The sequence below is a fragment of the Proteus sp. fly-1013 genome, from assembly GCF_040140245.1.
Classification (GTDB): domain Bacteria; phylum Pseudomonadota; class Gammaproteobacteria; order Enterobacterales; family Enterobacteriaceae; genus Proteus; species Proteus mirabilis_B.
In genome coordinates this window covers 103,804-120,243 of sequence record NZ_JBEEWD010000006.1, presented here as the reverse complement: position 1 = coordinate 120,243, position 16,440 = coordinate 103,804, and the positions used below count along the sequence as shown (strand labels likewise).

Here is a 16,440-nt window from a genome sequence, read left to right as displayed (position 1 = left end):
GAGGGCGTTCTAATATAGCGCTACTGTTTATTTTGATTTAAATATTCAGTGACGCGAGTTTCAATGTTTTTGCGCTCACTCTCTGATAAAGAATAGAACATAGCGACGTTACTCACATCTCTATTCATTAATAAACCATAATAGTATGCTTCTTTAGCATCACCTTTAAACAGATATGCTTCATAGAGTTTTGAGAAAGAAGGCTCCGCGAAGCTCATTTTTCCTAATCGAACATTCATATCTACAATATAGTCATTATGATTTTTTAATGTAGAAACATATATATTTACTGCAGGATCTTGACTTACACTATCCAGCCCATTGGAGTATATTTTATTTAATTCGGTATAGATGCGATTATCTATACCGAATGGGTAATCTAAAGATAATTGATACCACTCAATGGCTTTATCTAAGTTTTGCTCAACTAAGCAAGGTGCCTCTAAATAATAGTCAGCAATTATTCTAGTGCTATTATAGGTAAATTCGTTACTACGAGGTTTTTCTGTTTCTATCCATTCTTTAAAATAGTTCGCCGCTTTATTGATATTATCTTTATCTTCGCAAATGTTTTCCATATAGTAATTATAAAGATATTTGCTCGCTTTTTTATTTCCTAAATCATAGGCTTTTTCAGCATAAGTAAAACTTTTTTGGCGATTTTCATAAGAGTAAAACCTTGCTAATTCAAGTAGTTTCTTATCGCTCTCTTCTTGTTTCATTAAACGATTAAGATCATTATCTCTTCCCTCTCGGGTTCTTGTCACTATTTCATACAATTCTAATTCAGGGCTAGATAAATCAATACTAATACGCTTTTCATATTCTTGTGCTTTTACTGCATCTTTTTGAATGCCTTCTTTACCTTCTTGATAAATTAAGGATAAATCTTTTAAGCAAATATTATTCCCCAAATTTGCACATTTATGACGCCAAGCAAAACGTTCTTTAGTGGTAATATTGGTTAAATTATCAAAGTTATGATCATGATAAAGCCTTCCAGGCATATTTTCATCAACATATCTTGTTGTGACAATAAATTGCATTGCTTCAGTAGAACCTAATTCAGCCAATTTAAAAATATCTTTATAATATTTTCTTAATTTTTCTTCATTAAGATTTTTAGCAGAATTTTCATAAATAATATTTCTTATTGTATATTTAAATGCTAGATTTATATTTTTATTTAATAAGGGTTGAACTTGCGTTCTAACTTCCTCGTCAAACAAAGAACGTTCAACGATAAAATCAATTACTCTTGGCGAATTCATTCCATATTTCAAAAGAAGATCATAACCTTCTGTTCGCTCTTTTTTAGTAAGCACCCCGCTTTCCAAATCATCATCCAGCGCTTTAATTACATAAATAAAAACATCATTATTTATCCTATTTTTATATTTCATAATTGCAATGGCTTGATGAAGATAAGCTGCATAAGTGTAATAACTTGCTTTTTTATACAATGAAAAAGCATATTCTTTATTTTTAATGGCATCTTGTTCTAAAAGTATATCGGCAAAATAGTGTGCGAGGCGATAATCTTGATTAAATGTGTTAGCTTTATTTTTATTCACACTCTCTTTTAAAATATCAACGATGTACTCTTTTGCGATATATTCTGAAACATCAAACTCAAAATAGATCCTGACTAATAGATGTTGGCTCTCATCTAATAATTTATTATCTCTGATATTTTCTTGTAATAAATTAACCACTTTTTTCAAATCTTGTACCGTTCCCTCACCATTAGCATATAGCTTCGCAAGGCTTAGTTTACTTTCTGGAGACGGTTGTATTTTATAAGCTGAACTTACTAGCTCAAAGGCTTTATCAGGATCATAAAAGCTACTTTTGGGATTTGAATAAACATTAGCAACGGTTAGCATCGCTTGATAAGAATCAGGATATTTTTCTAAAAGCTTATCTATATATTTTTTAAGTGTTTCACTAAAGTATGGTGAATTATTGCTATTATTTTGAGTTAAATCCTCAATTTTTTTAATTAATCCATCATGATGATCCAAATCTGCCGATAACGTTAAATATACTTTAGCTAATAAGGCATCTTTTCTGAGAAGATCGCCCTCTTTATCACCATTATAAATTTGATAAAGAAGATATACCGCATCCGGATAATTTGCATTTGCCGCATCAAGAAGTAGATTAATATCTTCTCTTATTAATGTATATTTTAAATACATCATTTTAGGATCTTTGCTTTCAATAAAAGGCTTTATAAGAGCTTCTGTTTTTAGTGATCTCTTAGGGGAATCTGGATTATTTAAATATTGATATATAGCTTCTTTATTTCCTGTCTTAGCTAGTTTTTCTAACTCTTCAAGTGTTGCCTTTTTTTCTGCTAAAGAGTGATCGCCATCGATAGGTATTAATGCATATTCTGCATTTCTGCTAGCTTCATCTGACACCGGTTCAATTTTATCTTTTTTGAAATATAAACCTAAAACAACAACAATTAATGAAATAAGTATAAGTATATTTTTCATTTTACGAGACATAATTATCCTTTTACGTTACATAATTTACTTTTAAATAATCAACCGCTATAGATCAATAATGATGGATTCTGATTTATTTAACTTAAGTGTCATTTTTCTATTTACACCAGTCAATCGATAACTTACCAATTCTTTATGTAGCAAACACTTTTTCATTAAAAATGCGTAGGCTGTCTATTCCCTATTTAACATATTCCGTGAATAATGAAGAAGAGATATTCTAGACTTAGTGAATATCGATTAATATCTAATTGGCTAATAAATTCAAATCGTTGCCTTATTTAATCTTTAGGATAACCCCATGCTACAATCACCTCATCTTTCTTCTCATGCCCGATTTATTGCACTTCGCCTTCTCCCTAACGAGGATGTGATTATGGCATTACGGCAGATTATTAAAGAACAAAATCTGAAATCGGCATTTATTGCAAGTTGTGTGGGGAGTTTAACAGATGTGGTATTACGTTTTGCAGGTCGCGAAGAAAATCGCTATCTTACAGGTAAATTTGAAATTGTTTCACTGATTGGAACGTTAGATGACCAAGGTGAACATTTGCATTTAGCGGTTTCAGATGAAAATGGATTAATGTGTGGTGGACATATGATGCCAGGCTGTACAGTGCGCACGACGCTAGAGCTCGTTATTGGTGAGTTAGAGCAAGTGACTTTTAGCCGTCAGCCTTGTGAGCACTCTGGTTATGAGGAGTTGGTCATCACACCGCGTAAATAGCCTTTTTATCAAAAGCGTTATTGACGCAAAATAATAAAACCAATAGTAACTATCCTTTGTAAAGGTTTTTAAACTATGTCTACAACTCCTCAAATTTCGAGCCGTACTCTTGTGCTCATTGTTGTTTCTATTGCAATAAATATGATCGGTGGTCAAATCACCTCAATGGTCAAACTTCCTATCTTTTTAGACTCTATTGGTACACTTATCTGTGCATTATTAGGTGGTCCGTGGGTTGCATTATTTACTGGATTATTAACCAATCTATTATGGGGATTAATTAGTGGTCCAATGGCCGCCGCATTTGCACCCGTTGCCATGATGATAGGATTAAGTGCAGGTTTATTAGCGCGTGCAGGTGGTTTTCGCTCTTTAATTCGCGTTATTGGCTCAGGCGTTGTCATTACTTTAGCGTTGATGATTGTCGCTGTTCCAATTCGTACTTATTTATTTGGTGGTGCAACTGGAAGTGGCGCAGATTTCTTTGTCGCTTATTTTCATGCTGTTGGTGAAGGGCTTATTGAATCTGTTGCAATTACTGTATTAGGTGCCAATCTCGCCGATAAAATATTATCAGCAATTATTGCTTGGTTATTAGTACGTCAATTACCACAAAGAACACAACGTAATTTCCCTGCAATGGCTAAGGTTCGCTAATAATGCATCCCTTCACCTCACTGGTATTATGGCTTTGGCTAAGTGCTAGTGTGCTTTTTTTATCATTAAGCTTACCACTGCTGATTATCAGCAGTGGTACTTTTATTAGCTTATTACTTTGGAAAGACTCTCGCTGGCGTTGGCGCTTTATTGCATGGTTGATGATCCCAATGGCAATAGGCTTATGGTTAGTTCATAGCGGTTGGCTTGCGTATTGGTTAACAGGTGGCATTTTAGATACCAGTAAACAAACTATGGCAATAACGCTATGGCTAAGATTATTAGCAATAATAAGCGGCGCTCAATTGTGGTTGCAGTACACTTCAACCGAACAATTTATCAGAGCCTTATTTGCTAGCCGTCTACCTATGAGCCTTTCCTATTTATTAGCAGGACCTTTGTTACTTGTAGAACAATTACGCCAACAATTACACAATATAAGAGAAGCACAATTAGCGCGAGGTGTACCTCTTGATGGTTCATTTTGGCAACGTCTAATAACATTACCTGCCATTATCCTACCACTTATTAGCCATGTATTAAGTGACTTAACTATTCGTAGTGCCGCATTAGATATGCGAGGATTTCGTATTATTGCAAAACGTACTACGCTTTCTCCTCCTGCCGATACTCCACTACAAGAGATGTTACGCCATTTTATTTTACTGCTTATCTTTGTTGAAGGGGCTATTTGGCTATGGTACTAAGTCTTCAGCAATTTAGTTTTACCCCTAAAGGCGATGAGCAACCGATTATCGGCCCTATTGATTTGCAATTAAAACAAGGAGAGTGGCTTGTTGTTTTGGGAGGAAATGGCAGTGGAAAAAGTCTTCTTGCCCAATTACTAGCAGGTTGGTATCCCGATTTATTAACAGGTTCAGTACAAGGCTTGGGAATTGTACAAAATATTGCTCTAGATAAAAGCCGATTAGTGTCGCTAGCCCCCGGAAGACAACTCGTTCAACAATCCCCCCAACTACAGCTCTCAGGCTGTGCTTTTACTGTAGAACAAGAGATTGCTTTTGGTCCTGAAAATTTAGGGTTAAGCGATAATGAAGTGCGATTTCGTGTAAAAGAAGCAATGGGATTAACACAATGCGACAGTTTACGTTTTCGTCACCCTTCTACACTTTCAGGTGGAGAAGCTCAGCGAGTTGTGATTGCAAGTGCCCTTGCCATGCACCCAAAATTATTATTACTTGATGAAGCATTCAGTCGTTTAACCCCTAATGCAACACAACAATTACAACAGCGTATAAAACAATATTCAAAAGAACATAAATGTAGTGTGATTATTTTTGAACGTAGCTTATTACCTGCAATAACGCTTAGTGAACAATTTTTATTGTTAGAAGCAGGAAAAACAAAAGCAACAGGCGTCTTAGAAGATATATTTCCTTTCTTATTTTCAACAATTAATGCCCCTGATTCATGGCAAGCTTTAAATTGGTTAGTTGAAAACCATTATTGGAACACAAATATTGTAAATAACGATAAAGCTTTACTTAAGGCTTTTAAGGAGTTTTATGCTACAGCTGGATAAAGTGTCTTATCGTTGGAGTGAAGATGTTCCATCCTGTATTTCTCAATTATCTTTAACGTTAAATCAAGGTGAGTGGATAACGCTCGTTGGTGATAATGGCGCGGGTAAATCAACCTTATTACGTTTAATTGCGGGGTTATTAACACCCAATGAAGGTGAGGTAAAACTCAATAATCAATCATTAGCTCAAATGAAAGCTGAGCAACGAGCCCAATATATTGGTGTATTATTTCAAGAGCCTGAACGACAAATATTTCATAATACAGTAGAAAAAGAGGTCGCTTTTGGTCTGAAACAACGCAAGTTTTCTAAAGATGAGATTAAAAAACGTTTAGATGAAACATTAATGCTTTGTGGTTTAAGTGATGTCGCTGATGTTCATCCTTTAGATTTACATGCAGGTCAACGCAGAATGGTTGCCGTCGCCAGTTTAAGTATTCTATCCCCTAAAATATTACTGCTTGATGAACCTACTCGCGATTTTGATGCACATTGGCTGGCTTGTTTTGAGAATTGGCTTCAAGTACAAAAAACATTAGGGACATCTGTTCTTGCTATTAGCCATGATCTGGACTTCACTGCACGACATTTTCAGCGAGTTATCCATTTATCTTCAGGTAAATTAATTGCTGATGGCGCACCTGAAAAGGTATTAATGAGCTCAACACTGCAATCCCTTTCAGATATACCTGCACCTACGCTATACTCATTAAGCCAAAAACTAAAATTACCAACTAAAAACTCCCCCATTGAATGGGCTAAAATGTTAGTTGAAATGAATAAAAATCATAAAATTAACCCATAATAATCTTAAGGCTTATCTCTCTATTATTCGCGTTTGTTGTTGTTTATTTTGTTGCTGGAGATAATAAAATGGAAATTATTCACACTCTATTAGACTCTTTGAGTCATTTATCTCCCATTACGCTTTTTCTCTCCATTACATTAATCACAGCTGGAAAATCGACTATTGGTATTTCTTCATTCTTACCTCCTGCATCTTTAATGTTGATCTTTATTTTTGGTGCCTGTTTGCCTCTTTATTCTCCTATTTTTCTTTGGCTAGCAACCAGTTGTGGCGCTCTATTAGGCTCGATTATTAGCTATGAATTAGGCCGCTCTATCTATCGATTTCCTCGACTTAAAGCATGGGTTAAGCGTTATCAATCAAAAATTAATCGAGTTCAGCAGTTATTAAAAAATAAGACTCACTATATTTTATTTATCTCTCGATTCCTCGCTGTATTTCGTTATTTAACACCGTTTAGTGCCGGTCTATTAAAACTACCCACATACGGCATTTATATTACCAGTGCTATTTCCGCATTAATTTGGTCAGCTATGTTTGTACTGATTGCAACAGGTGTGCTTTCCATTGCCTTATAAGCGTTTTAATTACGACTAAGCTTTACTACCAAACTTTATTGCTAACCTTTATTTATCCTCTTAACACTAAAAATGGTCTATTTACCCTCTTTTTCATCGAATTATTTAACGATTTTCTGACCCTCTGTTTTTTTCATTTTATTTTTTATTATCGATAAATAGGTTGTTTTTTAGCTCGTTTTATCGTTTCTCTAACAAGTTATTGATATTTTCTTTTGCCTTTTATCACTATCACCATAATTATGATTAAAAATTGCATAATTACTATGTTGATCACAAATTGTTATTTTCTTGTTTTAATTTCATTACGCTACTTCACAATTTCTTAACGTTCCTTATTTCTATAAAAGTTGTCATGTTGTATACAAGTTGGTGTGAAACATTCACCTGCGTTTTTATGTACAGGAACAACATCATGAGAATAAGAAAAACAAAGCTTGCCATCGGTATTGTTGCTGTTATTGCTGTTGTCTCATTAGCAGTAATCGGCAAAAAAGAGAATGCGAATAAACAATTTCTCTCTGTAGCAACCGCTTCAACAGGAGGAACGTATTATCCGATGGGAGTGGGTTTAGCAAACGTATGGAGTACGCATCTTAAGGATAGAGGCGTTCAAGTAACCGGACAATCTTCTGCTGGCTCAATAGAAAATATCTATTTAATGCAGAAGAATGAAGCTCAACTTTCAATATTACAAAGCCTTTTAGCCGTAGAAGCCTACGAAGGTGTGCGTAACTTTGAAGGTAAACCAGAAAAAAATCTACGCTCAATTTCTATGTTATGGCCGAATGTCGAACACTTTGTATTGATGAATAACAAAGTGAAAACAGGCACATTAGACGATATTCGTGCAACAAGTTTTTCTGTTGGCCCTCAAGCCAGCGGTACCGAACAATCTACAATTATTATTCTTAAAGGCGTTAATTTAACTAAGAAAGATATCACTCCAGAATACCTTGGCTATGGAGATACGGTTTCTGCTATGCGAGATGGTCGCCTTGATGGTGGCGCATTACCTGCTGGCGTCCCAGCTTCTGCGGTAACGGATATGTACGCAAGTGGTGTCAGTGCAAAATTACTCGAAGTCACCGATAAGCAACTTGATGATATCAATCATGTGGCAAATTCATGGTTTCGATTTGAAATACCCGCCAACACCTACCCTCGTCAAACTGAAATGGTCAATACTATTGCTCAACCTAATATCTTAATGACCACAACCAGCATTGATAATGATTTAGTTTATGAGCTGACAAAAACTATGTTTGAGAACCTGCCTGAAGTTCATCAAGTTCATAGTGCAGCCAAGTACATCACCACAGAAAATGCATTAAAAGGCGTTTCTGTACCATTACATTTAGGGGCTTACCGCTACTACAAAGAAATCGGACTAGAGATCCCTGATTATCTTATTCCACCAGAAGCTCAAACGCAGACTAATAATAAATAACAGGAGTGAGTTATGACTAACAATGACCACCTAACTCCGGTAGAGCCACCTGCATTAGATAAAGAAGCAAGCTCCGGCAATCGCCAACTTGCAGGTATTTACCTGAAAATTACCACGACTCTTGCAATATTAATTTCGCTTTATGCTATTTATTCCAACGCATTATCAAATACTCAAGAGTTTTATCGTAATACAATTTTTCTTAGCGGTATTTTAATTTTAGGTTTTATTTTGTTTCCATTCTCTAAGCGTTTTTCAACGCCTAAATTTAATGGATGGGATTATCTTTTTATTGCTTTAACATTAATCAGTTATGGCTATTTTTTCTTTAATTATGTTGACCTTCATGTTGTGAGAAAAAGTATTCCTAATACGACTGATTATGTCATGGCCATATTAGGAATTATTGTACTGTTTGAAGCAGCAAGAAGAACCACTGGCTACTTTATTCCAGGACTTGCCACTTTTGCCATTATCTATGCTTTATTTGGTCAGTATTTTATGGGTATTTTCGGTCATGCAGGATTCTCTGTAGAAAGATTGTTATACCGTTTATTTATGACCAGTGAAGGTATTTTTGGGATCACTCTTTCAACAGCCTCAACAGCAATTGTTGTCTTTATTCTTTTTGGCTCGTTCTTAAGTGTGAGTGGTGCAACGGCGCTATTTAATGACTTAGCACTTGCTCTTGCGGGTCGTCGCCGTGGTGGTCCTGCTCAAGTTGCTGTTATTTCATCTGCATTAACGGGTTCATTAAGTGGAAGTGCTGTCGCCAACGTAGCAACAACCGGTACTTTTACCATTCCTTTGATGAAAAGCATTGGATTAACACCTCGCTTTGCGGGTGCCGTAGAAGCAACTGCATCAACGGGCGGTATGATAATGCCACCTATTATGGGTGCTGCTGCATTTATTATGGCGGGCTTTTTGGGCATTTCTTATACCACGATTGTTATTGCCGCGATTATTCCAGCGTTGTTGTATTACGCAGCATTAATTATGGCGATTGATATCGAAGCTAAAAAACAAGGATTAAAAGGTTTAAGTAAAGAGAATATCCCACAAGTTAAAGCGGTATTAAAAGCGCGTGGTTTATTATTACTGCCTTTAGTTATTGTTATTGGCACCTTATTAGTAGGTAAAACACCTATTTATGCAGGTTTCCTAGGTATTTTAACCATTATTGCTGCAAGTTGGATCACGCCTGATAAATCAGTCCGTATGACATTAACTAAAGTGGCTGATGCCTTGGCTGAGGCTGCTCGTGGATCTGTTCAAGTCACTGTCGCTTGTGCTGCCATAGGCGTCATTATCTGTGTTGTTACGATGACAGGTATTGGTGCGACATTAGCATTTAATATTGTCTCAATGACAGATAATACATTATGGATGATCTTATTAGTCGTTATGCTGGTGTGTATTGTATTAAGTATGGGTTTACCTTCAACGGCATTATATATTGTTGTAGCCGTTACAGTGTCACCTATCTTAATTAAAGCAGGTGTAATGCCTTTAGCTGCTCACTTCTTTGTTTTCTGGTTTGGTGCTTTATCCAATATTACACCACCAGTGGCATTAGCAAGTTATACCGCAGCGAGTATTGCAAGAGCTGATCCAATGCAGACATCATGGGATGCAGTTCGTTTAGCACTTCCCGGGTTTATCATTCCGTTTATTTTAGTTTATAACCCTGCTTTATTGATGCAAGGTGATAATTTAGGTGTACTTTCTATTGGATTAATGATTATTAGTGCATTAATCGGAATTTATGCACTAAGTATCGCAACGGCAAACTTCTGGATGATTAAAACAACGTGGTTTGAGCGTATTGCATTTGCAGCAGCGGCAATTCTAATGATTAAACCGGGCTTATATACCGACCTTTTAGGTGTCGCCTTGATCCTATTAACCGGTGCATTCCATTTATTACGGTCTAAAAAGCAATTAGCCAATATGGGGCATGCATCTGGAGAAAACTAGATGATACAAAAGATCTCACGCCAAAAAGCGTCGCATCAAATTCTTGAGCAGATAAAGCAAAATATTAGTAACGGGACTTACCCTATTGGTGAAAAGTTACCCTCTGAAAATGTACTTGCTGACGCCTTTGGCGTCAGTCGAGTCCCCATCAGAGAAGCATTAGGTGTCTTAGAAGCCAGTGGCATTGTAACTTCACGCCAAGGGGGCGGTCGCCGTGTCATTGACCATTCTATACTCAGTAAATATGAGCCATTAGTTATGGAAATTGCTTGCCCTGAAGAGATAGATTCGCTGCTTGAAATGCGTGAGGTCATTGAACATGAAGCGGCAGCTATTGCCGCTTTACGTCGAACACCAGAAGAATTACGCGCTATCGAAAACGCCCACGACGCTTTTGTTTTGGCAACAAGGCAAAACAAAAGCATTGGTCATAAAGAAGATTATCAATTTCATCGTTCGATTATGGTTGCCTCACATAATCCCTTTTTTGTCCGGATCTTAGATAACTTACATGAACTCTACCTTGGTGTATTAATGTATTCGTTAAGTAAAAACAAAGGACGAGATACTGAAATTGAACGAGTAATTGCAGAACATGAGGCAATTCTTGAGTCAATACGTCAACAAGATCACGATGAGACAAGCCATAGAATGCGTCTTCATTTAACCAATGTGCGTGGCAAATTAAAGCGCTTACAACAAGAACCCTGTTAATTTAAAATTTATAAAATGGATAATATTATGACTTATGACGTGATTATTATTGGTGCGGGATTAGTCGGATTAGGGGTTGCAAGTGCACTACAAGAGAGTCAACCTGAGCTGAAATTACTAGTGATTGATAAAGAATCTGGCCCTGCTGTTCACCAAAGTGGGCATAACAGTAATGTTGTTCATTCAGGTATTTATTACACACCAGGGAGCCTCAAAGCTAGGCTGGCAAAACAAGGCAACATCACAACGTATGCGTTTTGCCAACAACATAATCTCTATTATGATCGTTGTGGTAAAGTCATTGTTGCTACCAATGAAAAAGAGTTACAAGCATTAGAAAATATCTATCAACGAGGCATTGAAAACGGGCTTGAAGTAATCAAAATGACTGAAGCTGAGCTTAAAGTCAGAGAGCCTTATGTCAATGGTATTGCTGCCTTGTTAGTTCCCGATGCAGGTATTGTGAATTACCCTGAAATTGCAGCAAAACACGTTGAAATTATTCAATCTCGTGGCGGTGAGTTTGCATTTGGACAAGCGGTTACAGCAATTAATGAAACCGATGATACTGTCACTGTGACAACATCCAATAATCAATTTACAGGCAAATGGTTAATTAATTGTGCCGGTTTATTTAGTGATCGTATTGCTAAAATGGCAGGTTATGATACAGGTATGAAAATAGTCCCATTCCGTGGTGAATATTTTATGCTTAATGCTAATAAAAACTACTTAGTAAATCATTTGATCTACCCTGTTCCTAATCCTGATTTTCCTTTCTTAGGTGTACACTTTACACGCATGTATAACGGGCATCGTGACGTTGGACCTAATGCGGTATTAGCGTTTAAGCGAGAAGGTTATAAAAAAAGCGACATTAACTTAAAAGATCTCGCCGAAGTTCTCACTTATAAAGGATTTTGGAAAATTGCTGGAAATTATTTAGGTGAAGGAATGGCAGAGCTTCGCCGCTCATATTCACGTAAATTATTTACCGCGAATGCGCAAAAACTCATTCCTGATTTACGTGAAGCAGATATTCATCCGGGTCCTGCTGGTGTTCGAGCCCAAGCATTAACTCGTGAAGGGAAATTAGTAGATGATTTCCATTTTGTAAAAGGTAAACGTTCACTGCATGTTTGTAATGCCCCATCACCTGCGGCAACTGCGTCTATTGAAATAGGCAGAGAAATAGTAAAAGAGCATTTTTCTTTGTAATTGAAAAAATATACTTCGAGTAAAAATAACAAATAGCATTGAAATTAATCAGTGCTATTTATTTTTATATCACTCACTGCATTCTTTTAGCGCTTCACTCATTAACCATTGCTGAAATATTTCCATTGATGCTGTCATTGGCTTTGACTTTAAATATGTTAGCCAATATTTTCCCATTTCAACTTCTATTTTAAAGGGTTGCACTAACTGACCATTTTCAATTTCTCTTGAAAACATTTTTGCTGGTGCTAATGCAACTCCTCCTTCATAAATAGCGCTTTCAATCATTAAGCGTGAAGAGTCAAAAATAGAGCCCGTTATTTTTATAGGCGACATATTTGCTTTTTCAAACCATTGTAACCACTCATCTTCTCGATAAGAGCGATACAAGTTTTCATTTATTAGATCAGTTGGATGTTGTAAACGTTTCGCCGTACCCGATGAACACAATACCGTTAATGGTGCAGAAAATAATGCTTTGTTATGAGTTAATGGCCATAAACCTTCACCAAATCGAATAGCAAAATCTAATCCTTCAGTAGCCAAATTGACCACATTATTATTTGTTCTTAAATTCACTTCTATTCTTGGATATAACTGCCTAAATTCGGCCAACCTAGGTAATAACCACCCCACCGCAAATGTACCGACAGCTGCAATTGAAACAACATCGCGATATTCACCGCGTTCAAATTGTTTAAATACACGCTCAATATCACTAAAAGCCGTTGTTAATACAGAAAATAAGATTTGAGCATCATCCGTCATTTCTAAACCTCGAGGTAAGCGCTTAAAAAGAATAACGCCAAGCCGCTCTTCTAACATTCTCACTTGTTGGCTAACAGCACCTTGAGTGACATACAGCTCTAATGCCGCTTTGGTGAAATTAAGATGTCTTGCTGAAGCTTCAAATGCACGCAGTGCATTTAGGGGGAGATGTGTTCGCATAATATTCTTAGCCATTAGATTTTCTATAAGCTAAGGTGATTTATTATCGATTGTCAATAAATCAATTAAATAGGATATTGCACCTTATAAATAAACGGCTCTATATCTACCCAATAACTGTCTATTTATATTGAGATTTTCTTTATTAACTTAATATGAGCAACAATGACCATGTTTAAAACAACATTTCGCCAAACAGCAGCGATCGCAGTTTCATTAATATCTCTATTAGCATCTCCAATGCTATGGGCTGACAACAATAATACAATTGAAGAGCAATTAATTACGCTGGAAAAATATAGCCAAGGTCGTTTAGGCGTGGCATTAATCAACACCGAAGATAACTCACAAATAACATACCGTGGTGAAGAACGCTTTGCGATGGCAAGTACAAGTAAGGTTATGGCGGTTGCAGCCGTTTTAAAAGCGAGTGAAAAACAAGCCGGATTATTAGATAAGAATATTACGATTAAAAAATCTGACTTAGTTGCTTACAGCCCTATTACAGAAAAACATTTAACAACAGGAATGACACTGGCTGAATTAAGTGCGGCTACATTGCAATATAGCGATAATACAGCAATGAATAAGATATTAGATTATTTAGGCGGCCCAGCCAAAGTCACTCAATTTGCACGTTCAATTAATGATGTCACTTATCGCCTTGATCGTAAAGAGCCTGAATTAAATACAGCAATTCATGGTGATCCTCGTGATACTACTTCTCCAATTGCGATGGCTAAAAGTCTTCAAGCACTGACATTAGGCGATGCACTAGGTCAATCTCAGCGTCAACAACTTGTTACTTGGTTAAAAGGTAATACAACGGGTGATAACAGTATTAAAGCGGGTTTACCGAAACACTGGGTTGTTGGGGATAAAACCGGTAGTGGTGATTATGGTACAACTAACGATATTGCCGTTATTTGGCCTGAAAACCATGCGCCATTAATTTTAGTCGTTTATTTCACACAACAAGAACAAGATGCAAAATATCGTAAAGATATTATTGCTAAAGCAGCTGAAATTGTAACAAAAGAGATATCTAATTCACCTCAAACAAAATAAATTTCTTTATTGATAATCTAGATAAAAAATTAAATAGAATAATAGAGCTATTAATTGGCTCTATTATTACATCCATACACAAAATAATATCAGTGAAATAACATACAGATAAACAATTAGAGTGTAATAAAAAAGCCTCCGTTAAATTTGAACTGACCCCAGTTTATTGGACAGTTCAAATTAACTAGAGGCTTTCTCTATTAAAAATATCGTGTGATGATTTAAAATTAACCAAACCTAAATGTTTAGAAAATTAAAGTGGTAAAGCAAAACTCACTTTTACCGTTTCCATTGGTACTTCTGTTTTTATACTTTGGATGCTTGGAATTTGTGTTAAATAATCGGCATGAAAACGACGATACGTTGCTAAATCTTTAGTAACGATGCGAATAAGAGCATCACATTCGCCAGCCATTAAATGACATTCAACCACTTCAGGTAACACCTTGATAGCTTTTACAAATTCTTCAATAGTTTCAGCATCTTGCGCTCTAAACCAAATTCTTGCAAATAAAGATAACCCTGCATCAACCTTACTACCATCTAATACAGCAACATAACGAGTGATCACACCAGATTCTTCGAGTAAACGCACACGACGAAGACAAGGAGAAGGTGAGAGTCCAACCTCTTTTGCCAGCTCAATGTTCTGGATTTTGCCATCACGCTGAAGCACCTGCAAAATATGTTTATCTATCTTATCTAATTTTATTGACATCAAAGATTAACCTTAATTCTATTTGTGGAATTTTATTGCCAATTAATTCTTTTTGTTAGCAACAAAGCAACCCGATTTTTTCGAAAACATCATATAATCTTTCCGCTAAATTTCACAGCAAAAACGATATTTCTCTTAAACTATCTCTATCAGGTGAAAAGATGGAATTTAACACTTTATTATTATTCGCACTGACTGTTTTACCGCTTATCTGCACACCTGGGCCCGATATTCTTTTTATCTCATCCCAAGGACTATCAGGCGGTATGAAATCAGCATGGATTGCCAATACTGGCGTTATATCAGGCTATTTAACCCATGCATTACTGAGTGCGTTAGGGCTTGCCGCCTTAGTATCAGCATCACCCATTTTATTTCATTTACTCAAATGGGTTGGTGTGTTCTATATCAGTTATCTTGCAGTCAAGATGTTGATATCTGCCTGCAAAAAAGGTCAATTAGCCCTAGATGCCTCAAAAACCTCACATCTATTTCGTAAAGGTTTTTTAACCAGTTTTCTTAATCCTAAAGGACTACTCGTTTATCTCGCTATTTTACCAAACTTTATTGATAATCATAATGATGTAGCAACACAATCATTGCTGTTATCTGGGATATTTATCACGACTTGCTTAATTATTTATGGTCTGCTAGGCACCTTTTTTGCTTATATTGGCTTAAAAGGCGGTTTAAGTGAAAAACGTCGCCGCTATAACGATGGCATTGCAGGTGGATTACTCACTTTTGCGGCTATTAATTTGGCTTTAAATTAGCCTTAATCCTAAGCACTATTTATTATTCTAGTCAGTATTTGACCACAAAAATGCCTCTATTTAAGTGGTCGAATATCTGCCCATAATAATTGGCAATTTGCGGTTAACGGTCTTATTTCACCTTCTCGAATATCAGGCAACCACCACGCTCCCTGTCCTTTTGATAAACTCTGACAAGTTGCGCCCATTAAAGTCCATTCACCTTGAGTGACATAAATTAATCCTGCATGAGAACTAGGCAAAATAAGTGGCCGTGTTACTAAGGTCGTTTCTGCTTTCCAGCACGTCCGACGCACCATAATATTTAAGCATTTTACGCTGCCTTTAATAAGTTCAGATTGAACATGGATATCACCTGAAAAATCAAAAGGCTGATAAGAGTCTGTAACGGAATGACTAAGAAAACCGGGGCTATTTAAATTGATGCCATTACCTTCTAATAGCACCATTTGCCGATCAATGTCAGGAAATTGTCCTAATGAGCTATTCTCTTCGATGAAGGTTAAACACGCTCGCCATGAAAAATCATTATTAACCGGCCAACACACAATTTCTTGCGTTGTACCTTTTTGATTATTCCACGATATAAACGGTAACTCTTGTTGATCAAAACAACGTAGCTTCATTGTATCCTCCTGCAATATCTGGCTATCAGTCTGATAATGAGGTTAAGGATTAATCATTGGAGATTACCGTCAATAAATCAATAGCTAACTTTTAAAAATGTGCGCTGACGTCA

The 16,440-nt window shown here is 36.3% G+C and carries 15 protein-coding genes and 1 pseudogene; 12 read left to right on the top strand and 4 right to left on the bottom strand.

Features of this window, described 5'->3' with window-relative positions; genetic code table 11:
• Positions 1–20: 20 nt before the first annotated feature.
• Positions 21–2,516, bottom strand: coding sequence for a sel1 repeat family protein (locus tag ABN236_RS12795; protein WP_349474145.1), 2,496 nt, complete (start codon positions 2,514–2,516; stop codon positions 21–23).
• Positions 2,517–2,817: 301 nt separating this feature from the next.
• On the opposite strand from ABN236_RS12795, the gene ABN236_RS12790 reads away from it, so the two are divergent.
• The 10 genes and pseudogenes from ABN236_RS12790 to lhgD all read left to right on the top strand — a co-directional run bounded on the left by ABN236_RS12790 (position 2,818) and on the right by lhgD (position 12,194).
• Positions 2,818–3,246, top strand: a complete 429-nt coding sequence (locus tag ABN236_RS12790; protein WP_349474144.1) for a PPC domain-containing DNA-binding protein — start codon at positions 2,818–2,820, stop codon at positions 3,244–3,246.
• A gap of 75 nt (positions 3,247–3,321) precedes the next feature.
• Positions 3,322–3,903: an ECF transporter S component gene (locus ABN236_RS12785; RefSeq protein WP_098942621.1), complete on the top strand. Its 582-nt coding sequence runs from the start codon at positions 3,322–3,324 to the stop codon at positions 3,901–3,903.
• Positions 3,904–3,905: 2 nt separating this feature from the next.
• Entirely contained in the window at positions 3,906–4,610 is a 705-nt protein-coding gene (locus ABN236_RS12780) for an energy-coupling factor transporter transmembrane component T (protein ID WP_349474143.1), read from the top strand.
• Positions 4,601–5,446, top strand: coding sequence for an energy-coupling factor ABC transporter ATP-binding protein (locus ABN236_RS12775; protein ID WP_349474142.1), 846 nt, complete (start codon positions 4,601–4,603; stop codon positions 5,444–5,446). Before ABN236_RS12780 ends, ABN236_RS12775 begins: the two co-directional genes overlap by 10 nt.
• Positions 5,430–6,071: pseudogene (locus ABN236_RS12770) on the top strand (energy-coupling factor ABC transporter ATP-binding protein); the annotation flags it as partial. The gene ABN236_RS12775 and the pseudogene ABN236_RS12770, both read left to right, overlap by 17 nt.
• Positions 6,072–6,319: 248 nt before the next feature.
• The gene (locus tag ABN236_RS12765) at positions 6,320–6,832 is read left to right on the top strand and encodes a DedA family protein (RefSeq protein ID WP_194950603.1); all 513 of its coding nucleotides are present in this window, start codon (positions 6,320–6,322) and stop codon (positions 6,830–6,832) included.
• A gap of 415 nt (positions 6,833–7,247) precedes the next feature.
• Positions 7,248–8,282, top strand: coding sequence for a TAXI family TRAP transporter solute-binding subunit (locus ABN236_RS12760; protein ID WP_088495417.1), 1,035 nt, complete (start codon positions 7,248–7,250; stop codon positions 8,280–8,282).
• Between the two features lie 12 nt (positions 8,283–8,294).
• Complete coding sequence (locus ABN236_RS12755) at positions 8,295–10,262, top strand: TRAP transporter permease (RefSeq protein WP_349474141.1); 1,968 nt, start codon at positions 8,295–8,297, stop codon at positions 10,260–10,262.
• Positions 10,263–10,976 (top strand): FadR/GntR family transcriptional regulator, encoded by a 714-nt coding sequence (locus ABN236_RS12750; protein ID WP_088495416.1) that lies wholly within the window; start codon positions 10,263–10,265, stop codon positions 10,974–10,976.
• A 15-nt stretch (positions 10,977–10,991) separates the two neighbouring features.
• Entirely contained in the window at positions 10,992–12,194 is a 1,203-nt protein-coding gene (lhgD, locus tag ABN236_RS12745) for an L-2-hydroxyglutarate dehydrogenase (RefSeq protein WP_349474140.1), read from the top strand.
• Between the two features lie 69 nt (positions 12,195–12,263).
• On the opposite strand, the gene ABN236_RS12740 is transcribed toward lhgD, so the two are convergent.
• Entirely contained in the window at positions 12,264–13,142 is an 879-nt protein-coding gene (locus ABN236_RS12740) for a LysR substrate-binding domain-containing protein (RefSeq protein WP_088496026.1), read from the bottom strand.
• A gap of 171 nt (positions 13,143–13,313) precedes the next feature.
• On the opposite strand from ABN236_RS12740, the gene bla reads away from it, so the two are divergent.
• On the top strand, positions 13,314–14,210 hold the full coding sequence (bla, locus tag ABN236_RS12735; protein ID WP_349474239.1) for a class A beta-lactamase: 897 nt from the start codon (positions 13,314–13,316) through the stop codon (positions 14,208–14,210).
• Between the two features lie 253 nt (positions 14,211–14,463).
• Here bla and ABN236_RS12730 read toward each other — a convergent pair whose 3' ends face one another.
• On the bottom strand, positions 14,464–14,928 hold the full coding sequence (locus tag ABN236_RS12730; protein ID WP_023582027.1) for an Lrp/AsnC family transcriptional regulator: 465 nt from the start codon (positions 14,926–14,928) through the stop codon (positions 14,464–14,466).
• A gap of 161 nt (positions 14,929–15,089) precedes the next feature.
• Here ABN236_RS12730 and ABN236_RS12725 point away from each other — a divergent pair, with 161 nt between their 5' ends.
• Complete coding sequence (locus tag ABN236_RS12725; protein ID WP_165123369.1) at positions 15,090–15,701, top strand: LysE family translocator; 612 nt, start codon at positions 15,090–15,092, stop codon at positions 15,699–15,701.
• Positions 15,702–15,757: 56 nt separating this feature from the next.
• Here the strand turns inward: ABN236_RS12725 and ABN236_RS12720 are convergent, their stop codons facing one another.
• A complete protein-coding gene (locus ABN236_RS12720) occupies positions 15,758–16,327 on the bottom strand; it encodes a HutD/Ves family protein (protein WP_349474139.1) in 570 nt (189 codons plus the stop codon).
• Positions 16,328–16,440: the final 113 nt, after the last annotated feature.